Raw genomic sequence first — 20,685 nt, 5'->3', positions numbered from 1 at the left:
GGCGATCCCGCGGCAGCGGGCCAGCTTACGGCGAGCACCCATCGCCGACAGGGTCGGCTCCCACCGAGGGCAGGCCGGCCTCCGTCGGGCTTTGTGGGGTGTCAGAGGTCCGTCAGGGCCAGCGGCTGTGTCAGGGGCGCGCCGTCGAACACCGGACCGCGATTCCAGCGCAGGCGGCCGGAGGCGATCGCCCTGACCACGGCGGGCAGCAGCAGGTGTTCCTCCACCAGCAGACGTTCGGCGAGGTCGGCCTCGGTGTCGCCCGGATGCACGGGGATGCGGGCCTGGGCGACCACCGGGCCACCGTCGAGTTCGGCGGTGACGAAGTGCACGCTGGCGCCGTGTTCGACATCGCCCGCTTCGAGGCAGCGGCGATGCGTGTGCAGGCCGCGGTACTTGGGCAGCAGCGACGGATGGACGTTGATCGCCCGGCCTTCCCAGGCGTCCACCACCGCGGCGTCGACGATCCGCATGTAACCGGCAAGAACGAGCAGTTCGGCGCCGCTGCGCGCGACCTGGCCGAACAGCTCGGCATCGAAGTCCGCGCGGGTGGGATAGTCCTTCGGATTCAGCGCGATGGTCGGAATGCCCGCCGCGGCGGCTATCCGCAAGGCGCCGGCTTGTGCCTTGTCACTGCCCACCAGGGTGAACTCCACCGGCAGCCGGCCGGCGTCGCGGGCGGCGATGAGCGCGGCAAGGTTACTGCCGCGTCCGGAGGCGAGCGCGGCGATGCGCAGACGGCGTTCCACGCGAGGTGTCAGGCGATGTGGACGCGGTCGTCGCCCGATGCGGCGACGACCGAACCGATGACCCAGCTGTCCAGGCCATGCCCGGCAAGCAACGCCTTCGCCGCGCCGACCTGGTCCTGCGCGAGCAACACCGTGAAACCGATGCCGCAGTTGAACGTGCGCCACATTTCCTCGGAGGCCACGTTGCCCTCGCGCTGCAGCCACTGGAACACCGGCGGCAGTTCCCAGGAGGAAGCGTCGATGGACAGGCCGAGGCCATCGGGCACCACGCGGATGATGTTTTCCTTCAGCCCGCCACCGGTGACGTGGGCCATGCCGTGCACGTCCACCTTGGCGATCAGGTCGAGCATCGGCTTCACGTAGATCGTGGTCGGCGCCATCAGCGCGTCCACCAGCGTCACGCCGCCGACATCGGTCTCCAGCGGCGAACCCGCGCGCTCGAGAATCCGGCGGATCAGTGAATAACCGTTCGAATGAGGACCGGACGAAGCGACGCCGAGGATGACGTCGCCCGGGACGATGGACGAGCCGTCGTTCATCGCGGACTTTTCCACGGCCCCGACGGTGAAGCCGGCGAGGTCGTACTCGCCCGGCGGATACATGTCTGGCATTTCGGCCGTTTCACCGCCGATCAAGGCGCATCCGGCAAGTTCGCAACCGCGAGCGATGCCGCTGATGACCGAGGCGGCCGTGTCGACGTCGAGCTTGCCGGTGGCGAAGTAGTCGAGGAAGAACAGCGGCTCGGCGCCCTGCACGAGCACGTCATTGACGCACATGCCGACGAGGTCGATGCCGATGGTGTCGTGGCGGCCAAGCTGCTGGGCGAGCTTGAGCTTGGTGCCGACGCCGTCGGTGCCCGAGACGAGAACCGGTTCCTTGTAGCGGCCGGAGAGGTCGAACAAGCCGCCGAAGCCGCCGAGCCCGCCCATCACCTCGGGCCGGAAGGTCCGCTTGACCATCGGCTTGATGCGCTCGACGAGGGCATTGCCGGCATCGATATCGACGCCCGCGTCGCGATAGGTGAGGGAGCCCTGGTCGGAGGACATAAGCGGTACCGGCGCGTATTGGAAACCGCGCATGATAGCAGCAAGCGATGGCGCGGCCGGTCCCTGCACACGCCCTGGATGGACGTCATGCAAAGGTTTGGGCAGACTTCCCGCCTTCACAGAGGGATGCCACGACCATGCGCCCAGCCCGTTTCCTCGCCTTATGGATGCTCCTCGTGGTGGCTTGCGCCGGCTCGGCCATGGCGCAGACATCGATCTACACGGTGACGGTGCCAGTGGCCGATACCAGTGCCGCCGTGCGCGACCAGGCCTTCGCCACGGGGCTTACCCAGGTGCTGGCCCGAGCCTCCAACGGCGCCGACCCCCGCGGTAAGCCCGGCTACGCCGAGGCCATGAAACAACCCGGTGGCCTCGTCCAGCAATACCAGTACGCCCGCACCGGCGGTGCCAACGGGGCTCCGCTGAGTCTCGACATCGTCTTCGATCCTGGCGCGATCCGCCGTGTACTGGCGGTAGGCGACGCGTCGGTGGCGGCGCCGAAGCCGCCCGTGCTGGTGATCGCACGCGACGCTGGCGGCAAACTGCTGGGCCAGCCGGACCTGGTGCCGTTGGCGCAGATGGCCGACACGCGCGGCTACCAGATCGTCGTGCCGAAGCCCGACGCGCTACCCGACCCGGAAGCGATCGCCCAGGGCGACGCCGGCGCCGTGGCGACCGTGGCCCGCCGTTACAACACCGCCATGGTGCTGGTCGGCAAGGTAGGTGACGACCAGGCCGACTGGACCCTCGTGTCGGCCGGCCGGACCAGCAACTGGAAAGACAGCGGAGAGGCCCGCGCCGCGTTGCTCGCCAATGGCGCCAACGCCATGGCGGACAAGCTCGACAGGCAGTTCGCGGCCACCCAGGGCGGTAGTTCCAGTGGCAAGATATGGGTGACCGGCTTGCGTTCCGCCGCCGACTACGCCGGGCTGCTGGCCACCTTCCAGAACGACCCCTCGATCAAGTCGGTCGCGCCGGTAGGGGCCACCACCGACGGCGTACTGCTCAATGTCAACGCCAATGCCCCGCTGGCACGCCTGGTGGCGGCCTATGCGGCGGGTGGTCATATCCTGGCCGCCGACGCCCACGATGGCGCCGACCTGGCCGTGCGCTGGGTTCCGTGACGAACCGCGACTTCAGCGCCCACGCCGCCTCCGGACGTTGGCGGCGCTACCCCTACGACGAATCAGGACTCGCATGAACCACGACACTTCGCGCCGCTGGCAACTCCTTGCGATCACCGCCGTCATCATCTTCGTGATCTGGTTGCTGGCGCCGGTGCTGATGCCGTTCGCCATCGCCGCCATGCTCGCCTACCTCGGCGATCCGCTTGCCGATCGCCTGCAACGGCTGGGCATGGGCCGCACCTGGGCGGTGAGCATCGTGTTCACCGTGATCTCGCTGGTCTTCGTCGGGGTGGTGCTGCTGCTCATCCCGCTGATCCAGCACCAGTTCGAGAACCTCGCCGAGAACCTGCCGCACTACGTCGACTGGGTGCGTGGCACCGCGTTGCCGTGGATACAGACCCGCTTGCGGCTGGACCCGAACGTGTTCGATACGGACAGCCTGCTGGCGACGATCCGCGAGCATATCGGATCGGTGGGATCCATCGCCGCGAAGGCCGTCGCCAAGGTGACGCAGTCCGGCATGGGCGTGGTCACGTGGATCACCAACGCCGTGTTGATTCCCGTCGTCGCGTTCTACCTGCTGCGCGACTGGGACACGATGATCGCGCACATCCAGCGGCTGTTGCCGCGCTCGATCGAGCCGACCGTGGTGCACCTGTCGCGCGAGTCCGACCAGGTGCTCGGCGCGTTCGTTCGGGGCCAGCTCCTGGTGATGCTGGCGCTCGGCGTGTTCTATGGCCTGGGCCTCACCCTCGTCGGCATATCCATCGGTCCCTTGATCGGCATGGTGGCGGGCCTGCTCAGCTTCGTTCCGTACCTCGGCTTCATGATCGGCTTCGTCGCGGCGCTGATCGCGGCACTCGTCCAGTACGGCGACTGGACGCACGTGATCCTGGTCGGCGTGGTCTTCACCATCGGCCAGCTTCTCGAAGGCTACGTGCTGGTGCCGCGCCTCGTCGGCGGCAAGATCGGCCTGCATCCGGTGGCGGTGATCTTCGCGGTGCTGGCGGGCGGCCATCTGTTCGGTTTCCTCGGCGTGCTGCTGGCCCTGCCGGCCGCCTCCGTCGTGGTGGTACTGATGCGTTACGCGTTCGCGCGCTACCGCGAGAGCGACCTCTACATGGAGCCGGCCGCGGATGCATCGGCCGAGCAGGTGGAAGTCGACGTGGACGTCGACGTCACGGTGAACACGCGGCACGGGCAACCCCCGCTTCCTGGCGGCGACGGCCATCCATGACGGCACAGCTCCCTCTCGCCTTGCGCTGGCCGCGACGCCAGCGCTTCGAACACTTCCATCCCGGTGACAACGCGGTGGCGGTGGAAGCCGTGCGTGCGGCGGCGGTGGACGCCTCCGCGCCATGGGTGTTCGTGGCCGGGCCCTTGGGCAGCGGCCGTACGCATCTGTTGATCGCCGCTTGCCAGGCCGCGATCGACGCTGGCCGTACGGCACAATACCTCCCGCTGGCCGGCTTGCGGGGATCGCGCGCGGCGGCGATTCGCGGCATGGCCGGCAGCGACGTGCTGGCGATCGACGATATCGATTCCATCGCCGGCGACGACGACGCGGAGCATGCGTTGTTCGACACGTTCAACCGCTACCGCGCGGACGGATGCACGTTGCTGTTCTCGGCCATGGGCGCGCCGGTGTCGCTGGAGATCGCCTTGCCGGACCTGCGCTCGCGACTGGGTTCGTTGACCCAGGCGGTGCTGAAACCGCTGGCGGACAGGGAACGCCGCGATGTGCTTCGCGACCAGGCCGCCGCGCGTGGCATCGAACTGGACGACGTGGTGCTGGACTGGTTGTTCGCCCACCACGCCCGCGATCTCGGCACCTTGCTGGACCTGCTCGATACGCTGGACCGCGCGTCACTCGCCGCGCAACGGCGAGTGACGGTGCCCTTCCTGCGCAACCTTCTCAAGAACGACTGACTCAGGCGTCCCTGCGGATTGGCACGGTGTCGATCAGGTGCTTGTGCTCAGGGTCGTTGTCACGCACGCCATAGACCCGCAGCACGGCCTCGTCGGTGTCGTGTTCCACGACGAGATAGGTGCGTTGCGAGGCGGATCCGCTGAGAAAGACCGGCACCCCCGCGACGCTTCGGTGGTATCCGAGCCGTCGGTGAAGGTGGCCGGCGAATATCGCCGCGACATCGGCGTCCGCCACCGTCCGGGCGAAGTCGCCGTCGAAACGGTCCGGGTCGTGCACATGGACGATGGCGAAGTCGTAGGCACGATCGTCCCGCGTGCCGAAAGGCGGCACGCTCATGTATTCCTGAAGGATGTTCCCGAGCCAGGGCACGGACGACTCGATCTCGTAGCGGGCCGGGAGGATGCCCTCGGTCGTGTCGAACGAGACGGCATAGAGGGGGTGGTTGTGGAGTTGCAGGTTGAGCACGCGGTCCAGCCCCGGCGCGTTGAACGCGTAGGCCAGGCTACCCTGGTAGTGCGTGGAAAACGCTCCCGGCTGAACCGAGAAGTCGAACGAGACGACACCGTGCTTGCTCGTGACGTGGCGGGACAGGTCGGTGATGCTGTCCCGTGCGCAGCCGTTGTTGTAGCAGCCACTGCCGTTGTCGCGGCGGATGTTGTTTTCGTAGTCGTGGTTGCCCAGGCCAATGTGCACGTTGCCGCCGAGCGTGCGCAACAGGCGCGCCATCACCCTCCGTTCGTCGCCGTGGCCGTAGGCGGTGATGTCGCCGTTGATGAACACCGGGATCTCCTGCCCGGGGCGGGCGGCCCGGTAGGCCACGATGCTGCGGTATTGCTCCTCGATCAGCGCCTCGGATTCGGCGTTGCGTTCGGCGTCGCTCTGGGGGATGCCGGCATCCGTCTTCGCCGTCCACGGGTACTGGGGGTCGGAGGTGACGATCATCGTGCGTACCTCGGCCGCCGCGGTGGGGGCGAGGCAGGCCGAAGCGACGGCGAGCGCGAGCGCGGCCGACAGGCGGCCGATGTCTTGTGTGGGGATTGGCATGGGGGATTTTCCTTGATCCGTCGTAGGAGAAGCGAACATTCGGTTCGCCAGTGACAGATTAGGAGGCGGCGCCCACGCGCGTATGTAGGCGCACGGAAGGACCAGCGCCAGGGTTTATCCCACGGCGCTGGCCGTCCGATTACACGCCGAGGAGGCGCGGCGTGGCGTTGGCACTGATGACCTCGGTCATCGCGGCGGCCACCTTGTGATTGGCGGCGATGATGTTGCCGTTCTCCGGCAGGCCTTCGCGCCCGGCGAAATCGCCGTAGACGCCGCCGGCTTCGCGCACGAGGAGGGCGCCCGCGGCGATGTCCCACACATTGAGGCCAGGCTCGAAGAAACCGTCGACGCGGCCGGCGGCCACGTAGGCGAGATCGAGCGCCGCCGAACCCATGCGGCGGATGTCCTCGGCTTCCTTGAGCAAGGCGGCCGTCATGGACAGTTGCGCGTCGAGGTGGTTGCGCGCGCGGTAGGGATAGCCGGTGGCGATGAGTGCGCCGGCGAGGCCTTCGCGCTTGCCGACGCGGATGCGGCGGTCGTTGAGATAGGCGCCATCGCCCTTGCTCGCGGTGAAGAGTTCATCGCGGAGGGGATCGAAGACCACGCCATAGACCGGCTCGCCCTTCTCGACCAGGGCGATGGAGACACAGAAGTGCGGAATGCCGCGCAGGTAGTTGTGCGTGCCGTCGAGGGGATCGATGACCCAGGTCAGCGGCCCCTTGCCGATCTGTCCGGACTCCTCGCCCAGGATGGCATGGGTGGGATAGGCGCGACGGAGTTCCTTGACGATCTCGGCTTCGGCGAGGCGATCGACCTCGGAGGCGAAGTCCATACGCTGCTTCTCGACGACCGCAAGGCCTTCGATGCGATTCATATAGCGCAGGATGATGTTTCCTGCGGAGCGCGCGGCGCGCGCCGCGACATTGACGGCGGGTCTGGGCATGGGGATCGGCTTGGTAAAAGAACGAGGGAGGCGGTCGAAGCCGCATCGGCCGCAGAGTTTACCACCCTGCCGCGCCTCGCCCAAGTCATTGCCGTTGTAGACTTTCCGGTCCTCCCGCCAATCGCCCGCCGCCCATGGCCCTTTCCGATCTCCACGACCGCCTCCGCTTCGTCCTCGTCCGCACCTCCCACTCGGGGAACATCGGTTCGGCCGCGCGCGCGATCCGCACGATGGGGTTCGACCGCCTGACCCTGGTGGCGCCGCACCGCTTCCCCGATCCGGAGGCGACGGCGCTGGCGGCCGGCGCGGACGACGTTCTCGGCAACGCGGCCATCCACGACGACCTGGTCGGCGGGCTGGCCGGCGCCACGTTCTCCCTCGGGCTCTCCGCCCGGCGCCGTGGGGTGAACCTGCCGGAACTGGATCCGCGCGAAGGGGCGGCCCAGGCGATCGCCGCCGCCCGTCGTGGTGAGCAGGTGGCGCTGGTGTTCGGCAACGAACGCACTGGCCTGGAGAACGACGAACTGGCGCGTTGCCACGCCATGGTGCGCATCCCCAGCGTGGACGATTTCAGTTCCCTGAACCTCTCGCAGGCCGTGCAGGTGGTGGCCTACGAACTGCGCACGGCGCTGTTGGCGGACGAGCCGCGGATTTCCGTCACGGCCGGGGTCGACCCTGACGAAGCGCCGGCGGATGCCGAGCAGATGGAACGATTCTTCACCCACCTCGGCCAGACCCTCGACGACATCGAATTCCACAAGGGCCGCTCGCCCACGACCATCATGCTGAAACTGCGCAAGCTCTTCCTGCGCGCCCGGCCCGAGCCGCGCGAGCTGCGCATCCTGCACGGCATACTCGCCGATGCGCAGCGCATGGCCCAGATCGCGCACAAAGACGGTTGATTGCCTTTTTCCCGTTGCGGCGCAACACTTCGGGAGATTTGCCGGTTCGGCCGGCCAACGCTTTCCCCACCAAACCAAAGAGTCCCGTGAGCGAAAACGCAAACGCGCCGTTGCCCCTCAACGCGCCCTGGATCGTCATGAAGTTCGGCGGCACCTCCGTGGCCACCGCCGCACGCTGGCGCAATATCCTTGAGCTGGCCGCCAGCCGCCGCGCCGAAGGCGCACGCGTGCTGATCGTGGTCTCGGCCCTGTCCGGTATCACCGACGGCCTGAAACAGCTTTGCACGCACACGGAACCCAAACGCCGCTCGGACGCGGCCTCCGCACTGGCCGATCGCCACCATGCCTTGCTCGCGGAGATGTCCCTGTCGATGCCGGCCACCCTGGGCGCACGCCTCGCCGACCTGGCGATACTCGCCGAGGCGGGTGCCGCGGACCTGGGTGAACTGGCCTGGCAGGCGCGCGTGCAGGCGCATGGTGAGTTGATGTCCAGCGCGCTCGGCGCGGCCTTTCTCTCGGCAAACGGGCTGGCGACCACCTGGGTCGATGCCCGTGAATGCCTGCATTCGGTGGTGCTGCCCAACCAGAACGAACGGACGCGCCTGCTCTCGGCGATGGTGGAGCCGCATCACGACGCGGCGCTGTCGGCCGCGCTGGCGGAGCGCGGCGAGGTGTTCATCACCCAGGGCTTCATCGCCCAGGACGAAGCCGGGAGAACGGTCCTGCTCGGGCGTGGCGGTTCCGACACCTCGGCGGCGTACTTCGGCGCGCTGCTGGCGGCGTCGCGCGTGGAAATCTGGACCGACGTCGCCGGCATGTTCAGCGCCAACCCCCGGCAGGTCGCGGGCGCGCGCCTGTTGCAGCGGCTCGATTACGAAGAGGCGCAGGAAATCGCCTCCACCGGTGCGAAAGTGCTGCACCCGCGCTGCCTTTCCCCACTGCGCGAACCCCGCGTGCCCTTGCTGATCAAGGACACCAACCGGCCCGAACTGGAAGGCACCTCGATCGGCCCGGAAGTGCGCGAGCACGCGCCGAGCATCAAGGCGATCAGCGCGCGCAAGGGCATCACCCTGGTGTCGATGGAATCGGTCGGCATGTGGCAGCAGGTGGGCTTCCTCGCCGACGTATTCGACGCCTTCAAGCGCCATGGTTTGTCGGTGGACCTGATCGGCTCGGCGGAAACCAACGTCACGGTGTCGCTCGACCCGACCGAGAACCTCCTCGATTCCGATGCGATCGCCGCGCTGGCGGCGGATCTGGCCCGCGTCTGCCGGGTGAAGGTGATCGCGCCGTGCGCGGCCATCACCCTCGTCGGCCGTGGAATGCGTTCGATGCTGCACAAGCTGTCGGGCGTGCTGGCCGAGTTCGGCCAGTTGCGCGTGCACCTGATCTCGCAGTCGTCGAACAACCTCAACCTGACCTTCGTCGTCGACGAGGATGTGGTGGATGACATGCTGCCTCGCCTGCACGAACTGCTGATCGGCGCCGGTGCGCTGCGTACGGACGACAGCGTCGTCTTCGGCCCTTCCTGGCAGGCGCTTTATGGCGCCGGTGAACAGGGGCTGCCGAGCGCGGCGTGGTGGCAGGGCGAACGCCCGGCCCTGATGCGGCTGGCCCGGGAACGCACGCCGCGTTACGTCTACCATTTGCCGACCGTGCGTGCGCAGGCGCGACGCGTGAAGTCGTTGAAGGCGGTCGATCGCGCGCATTACGCGGTGAAGGCGAACACCCACCCCGGCATCCTCAAGGTGCTGGCGGAGGAAGGCTTCGCCTTCGAGTGTGTTTCGCCGGGTGAGCTGGCGGCGGTTTCGGCCGCCGTGCCGGACGACGTGCCGCTGTTGTTCACCCCGAATTTTGCGGCCCGCCGCGATTTCGAGGCCGCTCTGACGACACGCGCGACGATCACCATCGATGCGCTGCATCCGATCGAGCATTGGGGCGACATGTTCGCCGGGCGCGACATCATGCTCCGCGTGGACCTGGGTCGCGGCCTGGGCCACCACGAGAAGGTGAAGACCGGCGGTACCGGCAGCAAGTTCGGCGTGCCGATCGAGCACCTGGACCGCTTCCTGCGCCTGGCCGATGCGGCCGGCGCGCGGGTGATCGGCCTGCACGCGCACCTGGGTTCGGGCATCCTCGACGCGGCGCACTGGGGCGAAGTCTATTCACAGCTCGCCGCGCTGGCCGAACGCATCGGCACGATCTCCGTGCTCAACATCGGCGGTGGGCTCGGCGTGCCTTCGCATCCCGGTGAAACGGCGCTGGACATGGCGGCGCTCGATCGCGTGCTCACCTCCGTGCACCAGGCGTACCCGCAATTCCAGTTGTGGATGGAGCCGGGCCGGTACCTGGTGGCCGATGCCGGTGTCTTGCTGGCGAAGGTCACGCAGGAAAAGGAGAAGGGCGCCAATGTGCGCTACCTCGGCCTCGATACCGGTATGAACAGCCTGATCCGCCCGGCGCTCTACGATGCCTGGCACGAGATCGCCAACCTCTCCCGGTTCGGCGAACCCGCGACCACGATGTATCAGGTGGTGGGCCCCATCTGCGAGTCGGGCGACATCCTTGGTTCCGACCGCCGACTGCCCGAGTCGAAGGAAGACGACGTGGTCCTCATCGCCCAGGGCGGCGCGTACGGCGCCGCGATGTCCTCCCGGTACAACCTTCGTGACGAAGCCGACGAGGTCTTGCTGCCGTGACCGCCACGCTTACCGATCCGCGCACGAGCGAGCGTTTCCGTTTCGTCCGGCATACGTTCGTGGAGGGCGTGGCCGAACTGGTCTACGCGTTCGACGACGGTCCCGAGCTGATCGAACGCGTGACCTTTCCCGGTGCGCCCGCAGTGCCGGCGGAACGCGAGGCGGCGTTCGCGGCGGCCCTGCGTCTTCTTCACCTGGTCGCCGGTGTCAGTTACTACAAGGCGGGCATCCCCGCTGCGATCGTCGTCGAGGGCGAGGCACTCGACGAGGACGGAGCATCGATGCTCGATGCGCTGTACCTGCACGGCCTGGCCGAGTTCGCCTATCGCAACCGGCTGGACCTGCGCGGCCGCATCGCGTTTCCGTTCGAGCGCAAGGGCCGCGTGGCCGCGCCGGCGATCGGTCTTCCGAAACGTTCGCTGCTTCCGATCGGCGGCGGCAAGGATTCCGTGGTGGCGGTCGAGGCGGTGAAGTCCATCGGCGCCGAGGCCACCGCGGTATGGGTGGGGAATTCGCCGCTGATCGCGGAGTGCGCGGCGCGCACGGGCCTTCCCACGTTGAACATCTCGCGCGAACTCGCGCCGGGTCTTTTCGAGTTGAACCGCCTTGGCGCATGGAACGGGCATATCCCCGTCACCGCGATCAACTCGGTGATCCTCGCGCTGGCGGCGGTGCTCTACGGCTACGACTCCATCGTTTTCGCCAATGAACGTTCTGCTTCCGTGGCGACGCTCGAGTACGAAGGCCAGGAAGTGAACCATCAGTGGAGCAAGGGCTTCGGTTTCGAGAAGACATTGCACGACTACCTGCACACCCACGTGGCCGCCGACCTCGATTACTGCTCTTTGCTGCGTCCGTGGTCGGAACTGGCGGTGACCAGCGCGTTCGCGCGGCTGGGCGGCGAGTACTTCAACGTCTTCTCCAGCTGCAACCGCAATTTCCGCATCCTCGGGCCGAAGCCCGCGGACCGCTGGTGCGGCCAGTGTCCGAAATGCCATTTCGTGTTTCTCGCGCTCGCGCCGTTCATGGCGAAGCCACGGCTGCTCTCGATCTTCGGGCGCAACCTGCTCGACGATGAAGAGTTGGCCGGCGCGTTCGACGCGTTGCTTGAATACAAGGATCACAAGCCGTTCGAGTGCGTTGGCGAGGGTGCCGAGGCGCGTGCCGCCATGGCCGCCCTGGCCGAAAAGCCGGAGTGGCGCGAGGACGCGCTGGTCGCGCGTTTCCGCAGTGAGATCCTGCCGCAACTCGACCGTTCCGAACTGGCGATCGAGCCCTGGCTGAAGCCCGGGGCTTCGCACCTGGTACCGCAGCGGTTGCTCGGAGCGCTGGATGCGCTGGGCTGATCTCGAAGGCCGGCGTGTCGCCGTATGGGGGTTCGGCCGGGAAGGCCGCGCCGCGCTGGATGCACTGGCGAGGCATCAGCCAGGCCAGGCGATCGAGCTCTACTGCACGCTCGATGAGGTAGACGCGGCGAAGGCGGCGTTTCCTTCGGTGCGCGTGCACTCCGACGCGCCCGGCCCCGACGCGCTGGCCGCGTTCGACGTCGTCATAAAGTCGCCTGGCATCTCCGCGTACAAACCGGAACTGCTCGAAGCGAGGGCGCGGGGTACGCGCTTCACCTCGGGCACCGCTTTGTGGTTCGCGACGCATCGCACCGCGCAGACGATCGCCGTGACGGGCACCAAGGGCAAGAGCACGACGTCCGCGTTGCTCGCGCACCTGGCGCGTTCGCTGGGCGTGCGTACCGCGCTGGCGGGAAACATCGGCTTGCCCTTGCTCGAGCTGGATGAGGCCAGCGCCGACCTGTGGGTGATCGAGCTGTCGAGCTTCCAGACCGGCGAGGCCTCGGGCGTATCGCTTGGTGTCGTAACCAGCCTGTATGAAGAACATCTCGATTGGCACGGCTCACGCGAGCGCTATGTCGACGACAAACTCAAACTGCTCACGGCGTCGGAACGGGTGCTCGTGAACGCGGCGCAGCCCGTCTTGCTCGCGCGCGCCACGGGTCATCCCGGGTTGCACACGTTCGGCGACGCCGCCGGATGGCATGCGCGGCAGGGCTGGATCCGCCGTGGTGCCGAGGACGTCATTCGCGCGGAGCGGGTGTCCGCTCCGGGACTGCACAACGCGGTGAATGCCTGCGCGGCCCTGGCCGCGCTGGAGATACTCGGTTACGACGCACGTGCCGCGGCACCGGCGCTGTCGACGTTCGCGCCACTTCCACACCGGCTGCAACCGCTCGGCGAACGCGATGGACTGAGCTGGATCAACGACTCGATCAGCACCACGCCGCTGGCGAGCCTGGCCGCGCTGGAAAGCGTGGGCGCCGCACGTACGGCGCTGATCGTCGGCGGTCACGATCGCGGCCTGGACTGGTCACCTTTCGTCGAGGCGATGCGCGGACACGAGCCGCAGGCGATCGTCTGCCAGGGCGGCAACGGTCCACGCATCGCCGATGCGCTGGAAGCCGCCGGTGTCGCGAACGTCTACCGCGCCACCGACCTCGCGGCCGCCGTGGCCGCCGCGCGTGTCGCGCTCGGCGGCGAAGGCTGCGTGTTGCTGTCGCCGGGCGCACCGAGCTTCGATCAGTTCCGCGACTACACCGAGCGGGGGCGGTACTTCGCGGAGCTGGCGGGTTTCGAGCCGGGGATGGCCAGCATCCAGGGACTCGGCGTCGGCTAGCCGAGCTTTGGTGGGAGCCGGCCCTGTCGGCGATCCGGCGCGCGGAACCTACTCGTCCGTCGCGGCCAGCAACGTCCCCACCACCGCGGCCAGCGCCGCATACAGTTCCGGCGGAACATCGTCGCGCAGGCGCACCGCCGCGAGCAGCGTGGCGATTTGCGGGTCGAGTTGCGGCGCAAGCCCCAGCGCCTGCGCACGTTCGAGCATCGCCTTCACCGCATCCGCGTCCACGCGCTGGCTCGCACCGTTGCTGGTGGGCGATGCGAGACGCAGCGTGACGCTGCGGCGAGGCGAGGGCAGCGATTGGGTCACGCCCGGGCCTCCAGCAATACCGCGCTATAAGCGCTGGTCGAGACCGGAAGTCCGTGCATACAGGAGAAATGGTCGAGCACCAGGCCGCTCTTCTCGAGCAGCCGGCGCAGCGACATGAATTCATTTTCGAGGCGGGCGACCGTCTCGGCGTGTTGCGCCCACAGGCGCACCGATACACGTGGCGCGCGCAACTGGATCTCGCCCTGGACGGCGCCGAGGGAAGGCGGGTCGATCGCGAAGCCCACCGTCCATGGCCCCTCGTGCTCGCCGGGCACGGCCTCGCCTTCCTCGATACGCAGCTGGAGCACGTCGTAGCCGCGAGCGGCCGCCACGGGAATCTCGATCATCCACAGGCCCGCATGCGGCTGTGATTCGAGTTGGGCGATCTCGACCCGCGAGAGCGCCGCGCGCGTATCGCTTCGCAGTTGGTTGACCAGTCCGTCGACATCGTCCTCGGTCACCGCCAGTTCGGCGGCGCGCGGTTGTGCCACCAGCGAGCGTTGGGCCAGGGGCGGCGGCGTGTCGCTGAACGGCCGGGACAATGCCGCGGAGCCCGGCCGGTTCGCGGGAATGTCGGCCAGTGCGCGGCGCAGCGCGAGCAGGGCGGCCTTGAAGTCGTCGGCCGCCGGTGTCTCCCGCTTCGGTTCGGCGAGGTGGGCTTCGAGGAAGGTTCCGCTCTTGGCGATCGCTTCCTTCATGCCCAACGGGGAACTGACATCGGAAGGTTTGTTTATCGCGGCCTCCAGCGTAGCGAGGGCGGCTCGCAAAGGCGCGGGCAGGGCGCGTGCGATCGGCCGGCGGGCGAGGGCGGCGAGTATGCCAAGCAGGGGAGCATAACCATTCTGCATCGGCAGGCGCTCGCGCAGGCCTTGCATGGCGACCCGCTCGTCGGCGTTGCCCGCCACCACTTCGAGCTGCGGTTGCGCGCCCTGGGTCAGGACACGCACCTGGAATTGCTGGGGCAGTTGCGTACCGGCGGCGTCGGCCTCGACGGTCAGCCCACCGATATCCAGGAGGATCTTGCCCACCTCGTTCTGCCCCATCACCCGGGCCGACAGCAGGGCGCCGACCCGCCAGCTGTCCACGGCAGCTGTCGTACCCGCGGCCGCGCCGGCCCACAACTGGGCGGCGAGGCTGGTCGGCTGGATGATCAAGGGGATGTCCTCCCGGCGCCTGGCGTCCCCGAATGGGCACGCTCCTGTAAGTCAGGACATCGGCGGAATCTTGCGAAACTTTAGGCGGCGAGCGGCCACGAACGGAGCGCATTCCCGGCAAGACCCGCGGCGCGCAAGGTAGAATGGGCGGATGACCCAGCTTCCCTTCGAACTCCTCGCCACCGATGGCGCGGCGCGGCGCGGCCGTCTCCGCTTTGGCCGCGGCACCGTCGAAACGCCCGCCTTCATGCCCGTGGGCACCTATGGCTCGGTGAAAGCCATGACCCCGCGCGATGTCCTCGACATCGGCGCGGAGATCATCCTGGGCAACACCTTCCACCTGTTCCTCCGGCCCGGCCTGGACATCGTCGGCGAGTTCGGCGGCCTGCACCGATTCATCGGCTGGGACAAGCCCATCCTCACCGATTCGGGCGGATTCCAGGTCTTCTCGCTCGCACATAAGCGGAAGATCACCGAGGAAGGAGTGACGTTCGCCTCGCCGGTGGATGGCTCGAAGGTATTCCTGTCGCCCGAGGAGTCGATGCGGATCCAGAAGGTGCTGGATTCCGACATCGCCATGATCTTCGACGAATGCACGCCGTATCCGGCCACGGAAAAGGTCGCCGCCGATTCCATGGAACTCAGCCTGCGCTGGGCCGAGCGGTCACGCCGTGCCTTCGACGACCTGAAGAACCCCAACGCCCTTTTCGGGATCGTCCAGGGGAGTACGTTTGAGAATCTTCGCCAACGCTCGGCCGAGCGCCTGGTCGAGATCGGCTTCGACGGCTACGCGGTGGGCGGTCTCGCCGTCGGCGAACCGGAGGCCGAACGCAACCACACGCTCGACTTCACCCTGCCCATGCTGCCGAAGGACCGGCCGCGCTACCTGATGGGCGTGGGCCGTCCCGAGGACATCGTGGAAGCCGTTCGGCGCGGGGTGGACATGTTCGATTGCGTCATGCCCACGCGCAACGCCCGCAACGGTTTCCTGTTCACCGCCGAAGGCACGCTGCGCATCCGCAACGCGAAATTCGCCATGGACACGCGGGTGATCGAGGAGGGCTGCGACTGCTACGCCTGCGCGAACGGCTTCTCCCGTGCCTACCTGCGCCATCTGGACCGCTGCAATGAGATCCTCGGCAGCCAGTTGGCCACCATGCACAACCTGCGTCACTACCAGCGGCTCATGGCCGGTCTGCGCGCCGCGATCGAAGCGGGCGGGCTGGACGACTTCGTGGCGGCGTTCCATGCGGCGCGGCGGAAAGCGGAAGTCGACGGTTGATTCCCCTTGCGCCCGCCCGCCGGTGCCCCAAAAGCCTTGGCGGGGCCAGGGTGTCCCGCGTCGCCGCCCTTGGCGCGGCGCGGTACATAACCGCCGGGGTGCGTGGCATAATCCACGATCTTTTTCCGTGAACGGCCGCTTTTCCTTGGCTGTTCCATGACTTGCGAGAAATCCGATGAGCCTTCCGACGTTCGCCGCCATTGCACAGGCCACCGCTCCCGCCGCCGGAGCCGCCCCTCAGGGCGCCCTGGGCTTTTCGCCGCTGATCATGATGGCGGTGCTGTTCGGCATCTTCTATTTCATGATGATCCGCCCGCAGATGAAGCGGCAGAAGGAGCACCGCGCCCTGCTGTCCGCCCTCGCCAAGGGCGACGAGGTGGTCATGGGTGGCGGCCTGGCCGGCCGTATCGAAGAGGTGGGCGAGTCGTTCGTCCGCGTCGAGATCGCCCCGGGAACCGTCGTCCAGGTGCAGAAAGGCTCGATCACCCAGGTGCTGCCGAAGGGCAGCCTGAAGAAGTCGTAAGGCTTCCCACCGCCATAGCGTCAGCCGCGGCCGGCACGGCCGCTTTCATGGAATGTAAGGCATGAGTGATTTTCCACGCTGGAAGTACGCGCTGGTCGTGATCGTGTTGCTGTTCGGCATCGTGTATGCGTTGCCGAACGTCTTCCCGCCGCAGCCGGCCGTGCAGATCTCGGGCAATCGTGGCTCCGCGGTCGACGCTACGCTGAAGACCAAGGTCGAGGGCATGCTGGCCGCGGCCAAGGTGCCCCCATCCTCGATCGAGATCGATGCCAAGGCCACTCGCCTGCTGGCCCGCTTCGGCAACGTCGATGCGCAGGCGAAGGCGTCCGACGTGCTGCGCGCCGGGCTCGGCGACAGCTACACGGTGGCGCTGAACCTCGCTTCGACGGTTCCGTCGTGGCTGCGCGCGATCAACGCGAACTCGATGCCACTGGGCCTCGACCTGCAGGGCGGCGTGCACTTCCTCATGGAAGTCGACCAGAACGCCGTGATCGACGCGCAGGAGACCCGTTACGCCGACGACATCCGCTCGCTGCTGCGCGACAAGAACGTCTCCTACGATGCCGTGAACCGCAACGCGCGCGGCCAGGGTGTCAGCGTGGTGCTGCGTTCCGATGCCGACCGCCAGCAGGCGGCCTCCCTCATCGCCGCCGACTACCCCGACCTCACCATCGCCGACGGCCCGACCACGGGCAATCGCTACATCCTCAACGCCACGGTCAAGCCGGCCAAGCTGCGTGAACTGGCGCAGAGCACGATCACGCAGAACGTCACCACGCTGCGTCAGCGCGTGAATGCGCTGGGCGTGTCCGAGCCGTTGATCCAGCAGCAGGGCGCGAACCAGATCATCGTCGAGCTCGCCGGCGTGCAGGACACCGCCGAGGCGAAGAAGCTGATCGGCGCCACGGCGACCCTGGAATACCGCGCGGGCCTGTACACGCCGCAGCAGGCGGTGGATGCCGCGCGTTCGGGCAGCGTCCCGCCCGACGCCAAGCTCTACTACGGTCGCGACGGGCGTCCCTACCTGCTCAGCAAGAAGGTCATCGCCAAGGGTGACGAACTCACCAGCGCGGTATCCGGCCGCGATCAGCAGAACGGCACGCCGAACGTCAGCGTGACGCTGAACAGCGCCGGCGCCCGCAAGATGCAGGAGTTCACCAACGACAACGTCGGCAAGCCGATGGCCGTGCTCTACATCACGCGCACGGTCGAGACCAAGATGGTCGATGGCAAGGAAGTGAAGACGCCGAAGATCACCGAGGAGGTGATCAACTACGCCAACATCAGTTCGCCGTTCGGCAAGCAGTTCTCCACCAACGGCCTGCCCAGCGACACGGAAGCTTCCGAGCTTGCCCTGTTGCTTCGGGGTGGCTCGCTCGCCGCGCCGGTGGACATCGTCAGCGAGAGCGTGATCGGTCCCAGCCTGGGTGCCGACAACATCGACAAGGGCTTCAAGGCGGTGATGCTCGGCCTTGGCCTCGTCCTCGTGGCCGCGGCGATCTACTACAAGCTGTTCGGCCTCGTCGCCGACGTCGCGCTGTTCTTCAACCTGGTGCTGCTGGTCGCCGTCATGTCGATGATCGGCGTCACGCTGACCATGCCTGGCATCGCCGGTATCGTGCTTACACTTGGCATGGCGATCGACGCCAACGTGCTGATCTGCGAGCGCATCCGTGAGGAACTGCGCAACGGCTCCTCGCCGTTGGCCAGCATCCGCACGGGTTACGACAAGGCATGGGCGACCATCCTCGACGCCAACGTCACCCACCTGCTCGCGGCGCTGGGCCTCATGACCATGGGCTCCGGCCCGATCAAGGGCTTCGGCGTCACGCTGTTCATCGGTATCCTCACTTCGATGTTCACATCGGTGACGGTGACCCATGCCATCACGGCGCTGATCCACGGCGGCCGCAAGCTCAAGACCCTGTCGGTCTGACGGGAGGGACGCCATGGAAATCTTCAACCATAATTCGAACTTCAACTTCCTCGGCCTGCGCAAGTTCAGCGTCGGCCTGGCCTTGCTGCTGATGATCGGTTCGGTCGCGCTGATCATGACGCGCGGCTTCAACTACGGGCAGGACTTCGTCGGCGGCGTGGCCGTGCAGGTGGAGTACAAGACGCCGGTGGAGCCGAGCGAGGTCCGCATGGCACTGGAGAAGGGGCACCTGGAGAACCCGCTCGTGCAGGCTGTCGGCGGCACGCGTGAGTTCACCATCCGCCTTCAGCCGAAGGGTGATGCCGCTGCCGCGGGCAACCTCAGCAACGACGAAGCGGCCACGAAGGTGGCGAACGACATCATGGCGGCGCTGAAGGCGTCCCGTCCCGATGTCGCGATGAAGAGCAAATCCTTCGTCGGCCCGCAGGTCGGTGAGGAACTGCGCAGCGACGGTATCGTCGCGGTGATCTTCGTCATCGTCGGCATCATGGGCTACCTGTGGATCCGCTTCGAGAAGCGCTTCGCCATCGCGGCGCTGGCCACGGAAATCCACGACGTGCTGGTCACCCTGGGCATCTTCGCGCTCACCCAGCGTGAGTTCGACCTCACCGTGCTCGCCTCGGTGCTGGCGGTGGTCGGCTACTCCATCAACGACAAGGTCGTCGTCTTCGACCGCGTGCGCGAGCTGTTCCGCTCCAGCCGTAACGCCACGCCGGAAGAAGTGCTCAACCGCTCGATCAACAGCACGCTGTCGCGAACCATCATCACGTCGCTGTTCACCGGCATCACCATGGCCGCGCTGTACTTCATCGGAGGCCCGGTCGTGCACGGCTTCTCGATCACGATGCTGATCGGCATCCTGGTCGGCACGCTGTCCTCCATCTTCGTCGCCAGCCCGATCCTGCTCTGGCTCGGCGTGTCGAAGAAGGACCTCATGCCGGTCACGAAGGAAGATCCCGCGCTGGAGCGCCGTCCCTGACGTCAGGGCTCGGTTGCAAGGCCGAAGGTGACAGTGAAGAGCCCCGCGTAAGCGGGGCTTTTCTTTGCAGGCTCGGCTTCGCCCTCGCGCTGGGGTGGTGGGGCAGAGCCGTCGGCCGCCACCCTCGTCGCTCCGAGCTGCACCGTCGCTCGGGAAAGGATGCCGCTGCGCGGCCATGTCTTATGGCTGGCGCCCCGTCGCGCCCGTCGCGCCGGGCGGGGTTTCCGACTCGCCTTCCTGGCTCGGCGGAAACGGCCGGCCATCCATGGCCGGCCCCCTGCGGGCCTTTTCGCCCGTCGCTCCTCGGTTCCACACCTCGCGACGAGGGTGGCGGCCGACGGCTCTTCCGGTCACTGAGGGGTTGTGTGGCAAGAGCAACGCCCGCGACCTGAGGCAAACGGTTCCGTGTGAATCCGCTCGCCCTCACCTGGGTGGGAAGCGGGCTGGCCCGCGATTCGCCGCCCTGTTTCGAGCGAATCAAGCGGTGCACTGCAACTGAGCGAGCGGGAAAAGCCTGGCCCGATCACTGCAAAGCCTCCTTCGCCAGCGGAGTGATCGAGGGCTCGCGGGCCAGCCCGCCTCCCACCCGGGTGCAGCCAGCATGCGGCAGGTAGCGAGCGTTGCTCTTCCCCACCAACCCACCTCAGTGTTGAGTGAGCTGCCGGGCGCTACCCTCGGCGCGACATGAGGAGCCGAGGAGGGGCGGGCGGAAAAGGCCCGGAGGGGATCGGCCTGGACGGCCGATCGTTTTCGCTGAGGCAGGAGCCGAATCGAAAACCCCCGCCCGACCGTCCGAGCCCGAAGGGGGCGCCAGCCATAAGACACGGCCGCTCAGCGGCATCCTTTCCCAAGGGACGGCACCGCCTGTCGCGCCGAGGGTGGCGCCCGGCAGCTCCCCGCCACGCCCACAACGAACGCGAGAGCAAAGCCGAGCCTGCCGCAAAAAAAGAGCCCGCATTCGCGGGCTCTTTTCCTGGTCACACCCCATCCCTGAGATCAGAAATCGTCGCTATCCTCGGTGGCGCCTTCCGCGTCGTTGGCCAAAGTGACCACAACGTAGGCGGAGCCCACGAGCGACGCACAGAGCCACGCGTAGACCATCTGGATCGCCGTACGCGGGATGGCGAGCGCCACCCTGGGTGCCAACGCCAGGCCGATGATGCCGGCCAGCGCGAGTACGGTGGCGACGGTCCACGCAAGGCGCCGCGACGGCGACGTGGTGGTGATGACGTTCATGCTGCAATGCCCCTGTTTTTCCCCTGATCGCGCCCTCGTGAAAGATATGTGAGGCGCTTGTTGTAGGAAATACCCTACAAACTTCGCTGGGGGCAAGTGCCAATTTCCTGAACGATTTCCTTGACCCATAAGGAATTC

General features: G+C 67.3%; 18 protein-coding genes. 11 read left to right on the top strand and 7 right to left on the bottom strand.

Going from position 1 to position 20,685, the window contains the following annotated elements:
* Positions 1-101 precede the first annotated feature (101 nt).
* Positions 102-749 (bottom strand): phosphoribosylglycinamide formyltransferase, encoded by a 648-nt coding sequence (purN, locus tag QFZ41_RS05685; RefSeq protein ID WP_429197857.1) that lies wholly within the window; start codon positions 747-749, stop codon positions 102-104.
* A gap of 8 nt (positions 750-757) precedes the next feature.
* Positions 758-1,795, bottom strand: a complete 1,038-nt coding sequence (purM, locus tag QFZ41_RS05680) for a phosphoribosylformylglycinamidine cyclo-ligase (RefSeq protein WP_429197856.1) — start codon at positions 1,793-1,795, stop codon at positions 758-760.
* Positions 1,796-1,932: 137 nt separating this feature from the next.
* Here purM and QFZ41_RS05675 point away from each other — a divergent pair, with 137 nt between their 5' ends.
* The 3 genes from QFZ41_RS05675 to hda all read left to right on the top strand — a co-directional run bounded on the left by QFZ41_RS05675 (position 1,933) and on the right by hda (position 4,851).
* Positions 1,933-2,919 (top strand): DUF2066 domain-containing protein, encoded by a 987-nt coding sequence (locus tag QFZ41_RS05675; RefSeq protein ID WP_429197855.1) that lies wholly within the window; start codon positions 1,933-1,935, stop codon positions 2,917-2,919.
* A gap of 73 nt (positions 2,920-2,992) precedes the next feature.
* Positions 2,993-4,159 carry an AI-2E family transporter gene (locus QFZ41_RS05670; RefSeq protein WP_429197854.1) on the top strand — a complete coding sequence of 389 codons (1,167 nt, stop codon included), beginning with the start codon at positions 2,993-2,995 and terminating at the stop codon, positions 4,157-4,159.
* Entirely contained in the window at positions 4,156-4,851 is a 696-nt protein-coding gene (gene hda / locus QFZ41_RS05665) for a DnaA regulatory inactivator Hda (RefSeq protein ID WP_429197853.1), read from the top strand. Before QFZ41_RS05670 ends, hda begins: the two co-directional genes overlap by 4 nt.
* A gap of 1 nt (position 4,852) precedes the next feature.
* Here hda and QFZ41_RS05660 read toward each other — a convergent pair whose 3' ends face one another.
* Positions 4,853-5,896, bottom strand: coding sequence for a metallophosphoesterase (locus tag QFZ41_RS05660; RefSeq protein WP_429197852.1), 1,044 nt, complete (start codon positions 5,894-5,896; stop codon positions 4,853-4,855).
* Positions 5,897-6,035: 139 nt separating this feature from the next.
* Positions 6,036-6,839: an inositol monophosphatase family protein gene (locus tag QFZ41_RS05655; protein WP_429197851.1), complete on the bottom strand. Its 804-nt coding sequence runs from the start codon at positions 6,837-6,839 to the stop codon at positions 6,036-6,038.
* A gap of 134 nt (positions 6,840-6,973) precedes the next feature.
* Here QFZ41_RS05655 and QFZ41_RS05650 point away from each other — a divergent pair, with 134 nt between their 5' ends.
* The 4 genes from QFZ41_RS05650 (at position 6,974) to murD (ending at position 13,125) form a co-directional block, all read left to right on the top strand.
* Positions 6,974-7,741, top strand: coding sequence for an RNA methyltransferase (locus QFZ41_RS05650; protein WP_429197850.1), 768 nt, complete (start codon positions 6,974-6,976; stop codon positions 7,739-7,741).
* 137 nt (positions 7,742-7,878) lie between these two features.
* Positions 7,879-10,440, top strand: coding sequence for a bifunctional aspartate kinase/diaminopimelate decarboxylase (locus tag QFZ41_RS05645; RefSeq protein WP_429200190.1), 2,562 nt, complete (start codon positions 7,879-7,881; stop codon positions 10,438-10,440).
* Complete coding sequence (gene murL / locus QFZ41_RS05640) at positions 10,437-11,786, top strand: UDP-N-acetyl-alpha-D-muramoyl-L-alanyl-L-glutamate epimerase (RefSeq protein ID WP_429197849.1); 1,350 nt, start codon at positions 10,437-10,439, stop codon at positions 11,784-11,786. The genes QFZ41_RS05645 and murL overlap by 4 nt, the downstream gene beginning before the upstream one ends.
* Positions 11,773-13,125, top strand: a complete 1,353-nt coding sequence (murD, locus tag QFZ41_RS05635; protein ID WP_429197848.1) for a UDP-N-acetylmuramoyl-L-alanine--D-glutamate ligase — start codon at positions 11,773-11,775, stop codon at positions 13,123-13,125. The genes murL and murD overlap by 14 nt, the downstream gene beginning before the upstream one ends.
* Positions 13,126-13,173: 48 nt before the next feature.
* On the opposite strand, the gene QFZ41_RS05630 is transcribed toward murD, so the two are convergent.
* Both QFZ41_RS05630 and QFZ41_RS05625 read right to left on the bottom strand, forming a co-directional pair.
* The gene (locus QFZ41_RS05630; protein ID WP_429197847.1) at positions 13,174-13,437 is read right to left on the bottom strand and encodes a flagellar biosynthesis protein; all 264 of its coding nucleotides are present in this window, start codon (positions 13,435-13,437) and stop codon (positions 13,174-13,176) included.
* On the bottom strand, positions 13,434-14,591 hold the full coding sequence (locus QFZ41_RS05625; protein WP_429197846.1) for a flagellar hook-length control protein FliK: 1,158 nt from the start codon (positions 14,589-14,591) through the stop codon (positions 13,434-13,436). Before QFZ41_RS05625 ends, QFZ41_RS05630 begins: the two co-directional genes overlap by 4 nt.
* A 151-nt stretch (positions 14,592-14,742) precedes the next feature.
* Here QFZ41_RS05625 and tgt point away from each other — a divergent pair, with 151 nt between their 5' ends.
* The 4 genes from tgt to secF all read left to right on the top strand — a co-directional run bounded on the left by tgt (position 14,743) and on the right by secF (position 19,311).
* Entirely contained in the window at positions 14,743-15,873 is a 1,131-nt protein-coding gene (tgt, locus tag QFZ41_RS05620; RefSeq protein ID WP_429197845.1) for a tRNA guanosine(34) transglycosylase Tgt, read from the top strand.
* A gap of 175 nt (positions 15,874-16,048) precedes the next feature.
* Positions 16,049-16,396: a preprotein translocase subunit YajC gene (gene yajC, locus QFZ41_RS05615; RefSeq protein ID WP_429197844.1), complete on the top strand. Its 348-nt coding sequence runs from the start codon at positions 16,049-16,051 to the stop codon at positions 16,394-16,396.
* A 61-nt stretch (positions 16,397-16,457) separates the two neighbouring features.
* Positions 16,458-18,332, top strand: coding sequence for a protein translocase subunit SecD (gene secD, locus QFZ41_RS05610; RefSeq protein WP_429197843.1), 1,875 nt, complete (start codon positions 16,458-16,460; stop codon positions 18,330-18,332).
* 13 nt (positions 18,333-18,345) lie between these two features.
* Complete coding sequence (gene secF, locus QFZ41_RS05605; protein ID WP_429197842.1) at positions 18,346-19,311, top strand: protein translocase subunit SecF; 966 nt, start codon at positions 18,346-18,348, stop codon at positions 19,309-19,311.
* Positions 19,312-20,307: 996 nt separating this feature from the next.
* Here secF and QFZ41_RS05600 read toward each other — a convergent pair.
* Positions 20,308-20,547 carry a hypothetical protein gene (locus tag QFZ41_RS05600; protein ID WP_429197841.1) on the bottom strand — a complete coding sequence of 80 codons (240 nt, stop codon included), beginning with the start codon at positions 20,545-20,547 and terminating at the stop codon, positions 20,308-20,310.
* Positions 20,548-20,685: the final 138 nt, after the last annotated feature.

The organism is Luteibacter sp. W1I16 (assembly GCF_050434905.1).
Taxonomy (GTDB): domain Bacteria; phylum Pseudomonadota; class Gammaproteobacteria; order Xanthomonadales; family Rhodanobacteraceae; genus Luteibacter.
Note: the sequence above shows the minus strand (reverse complement) of the source record. Positions and strands in the feature narration are given on the sequence as shown.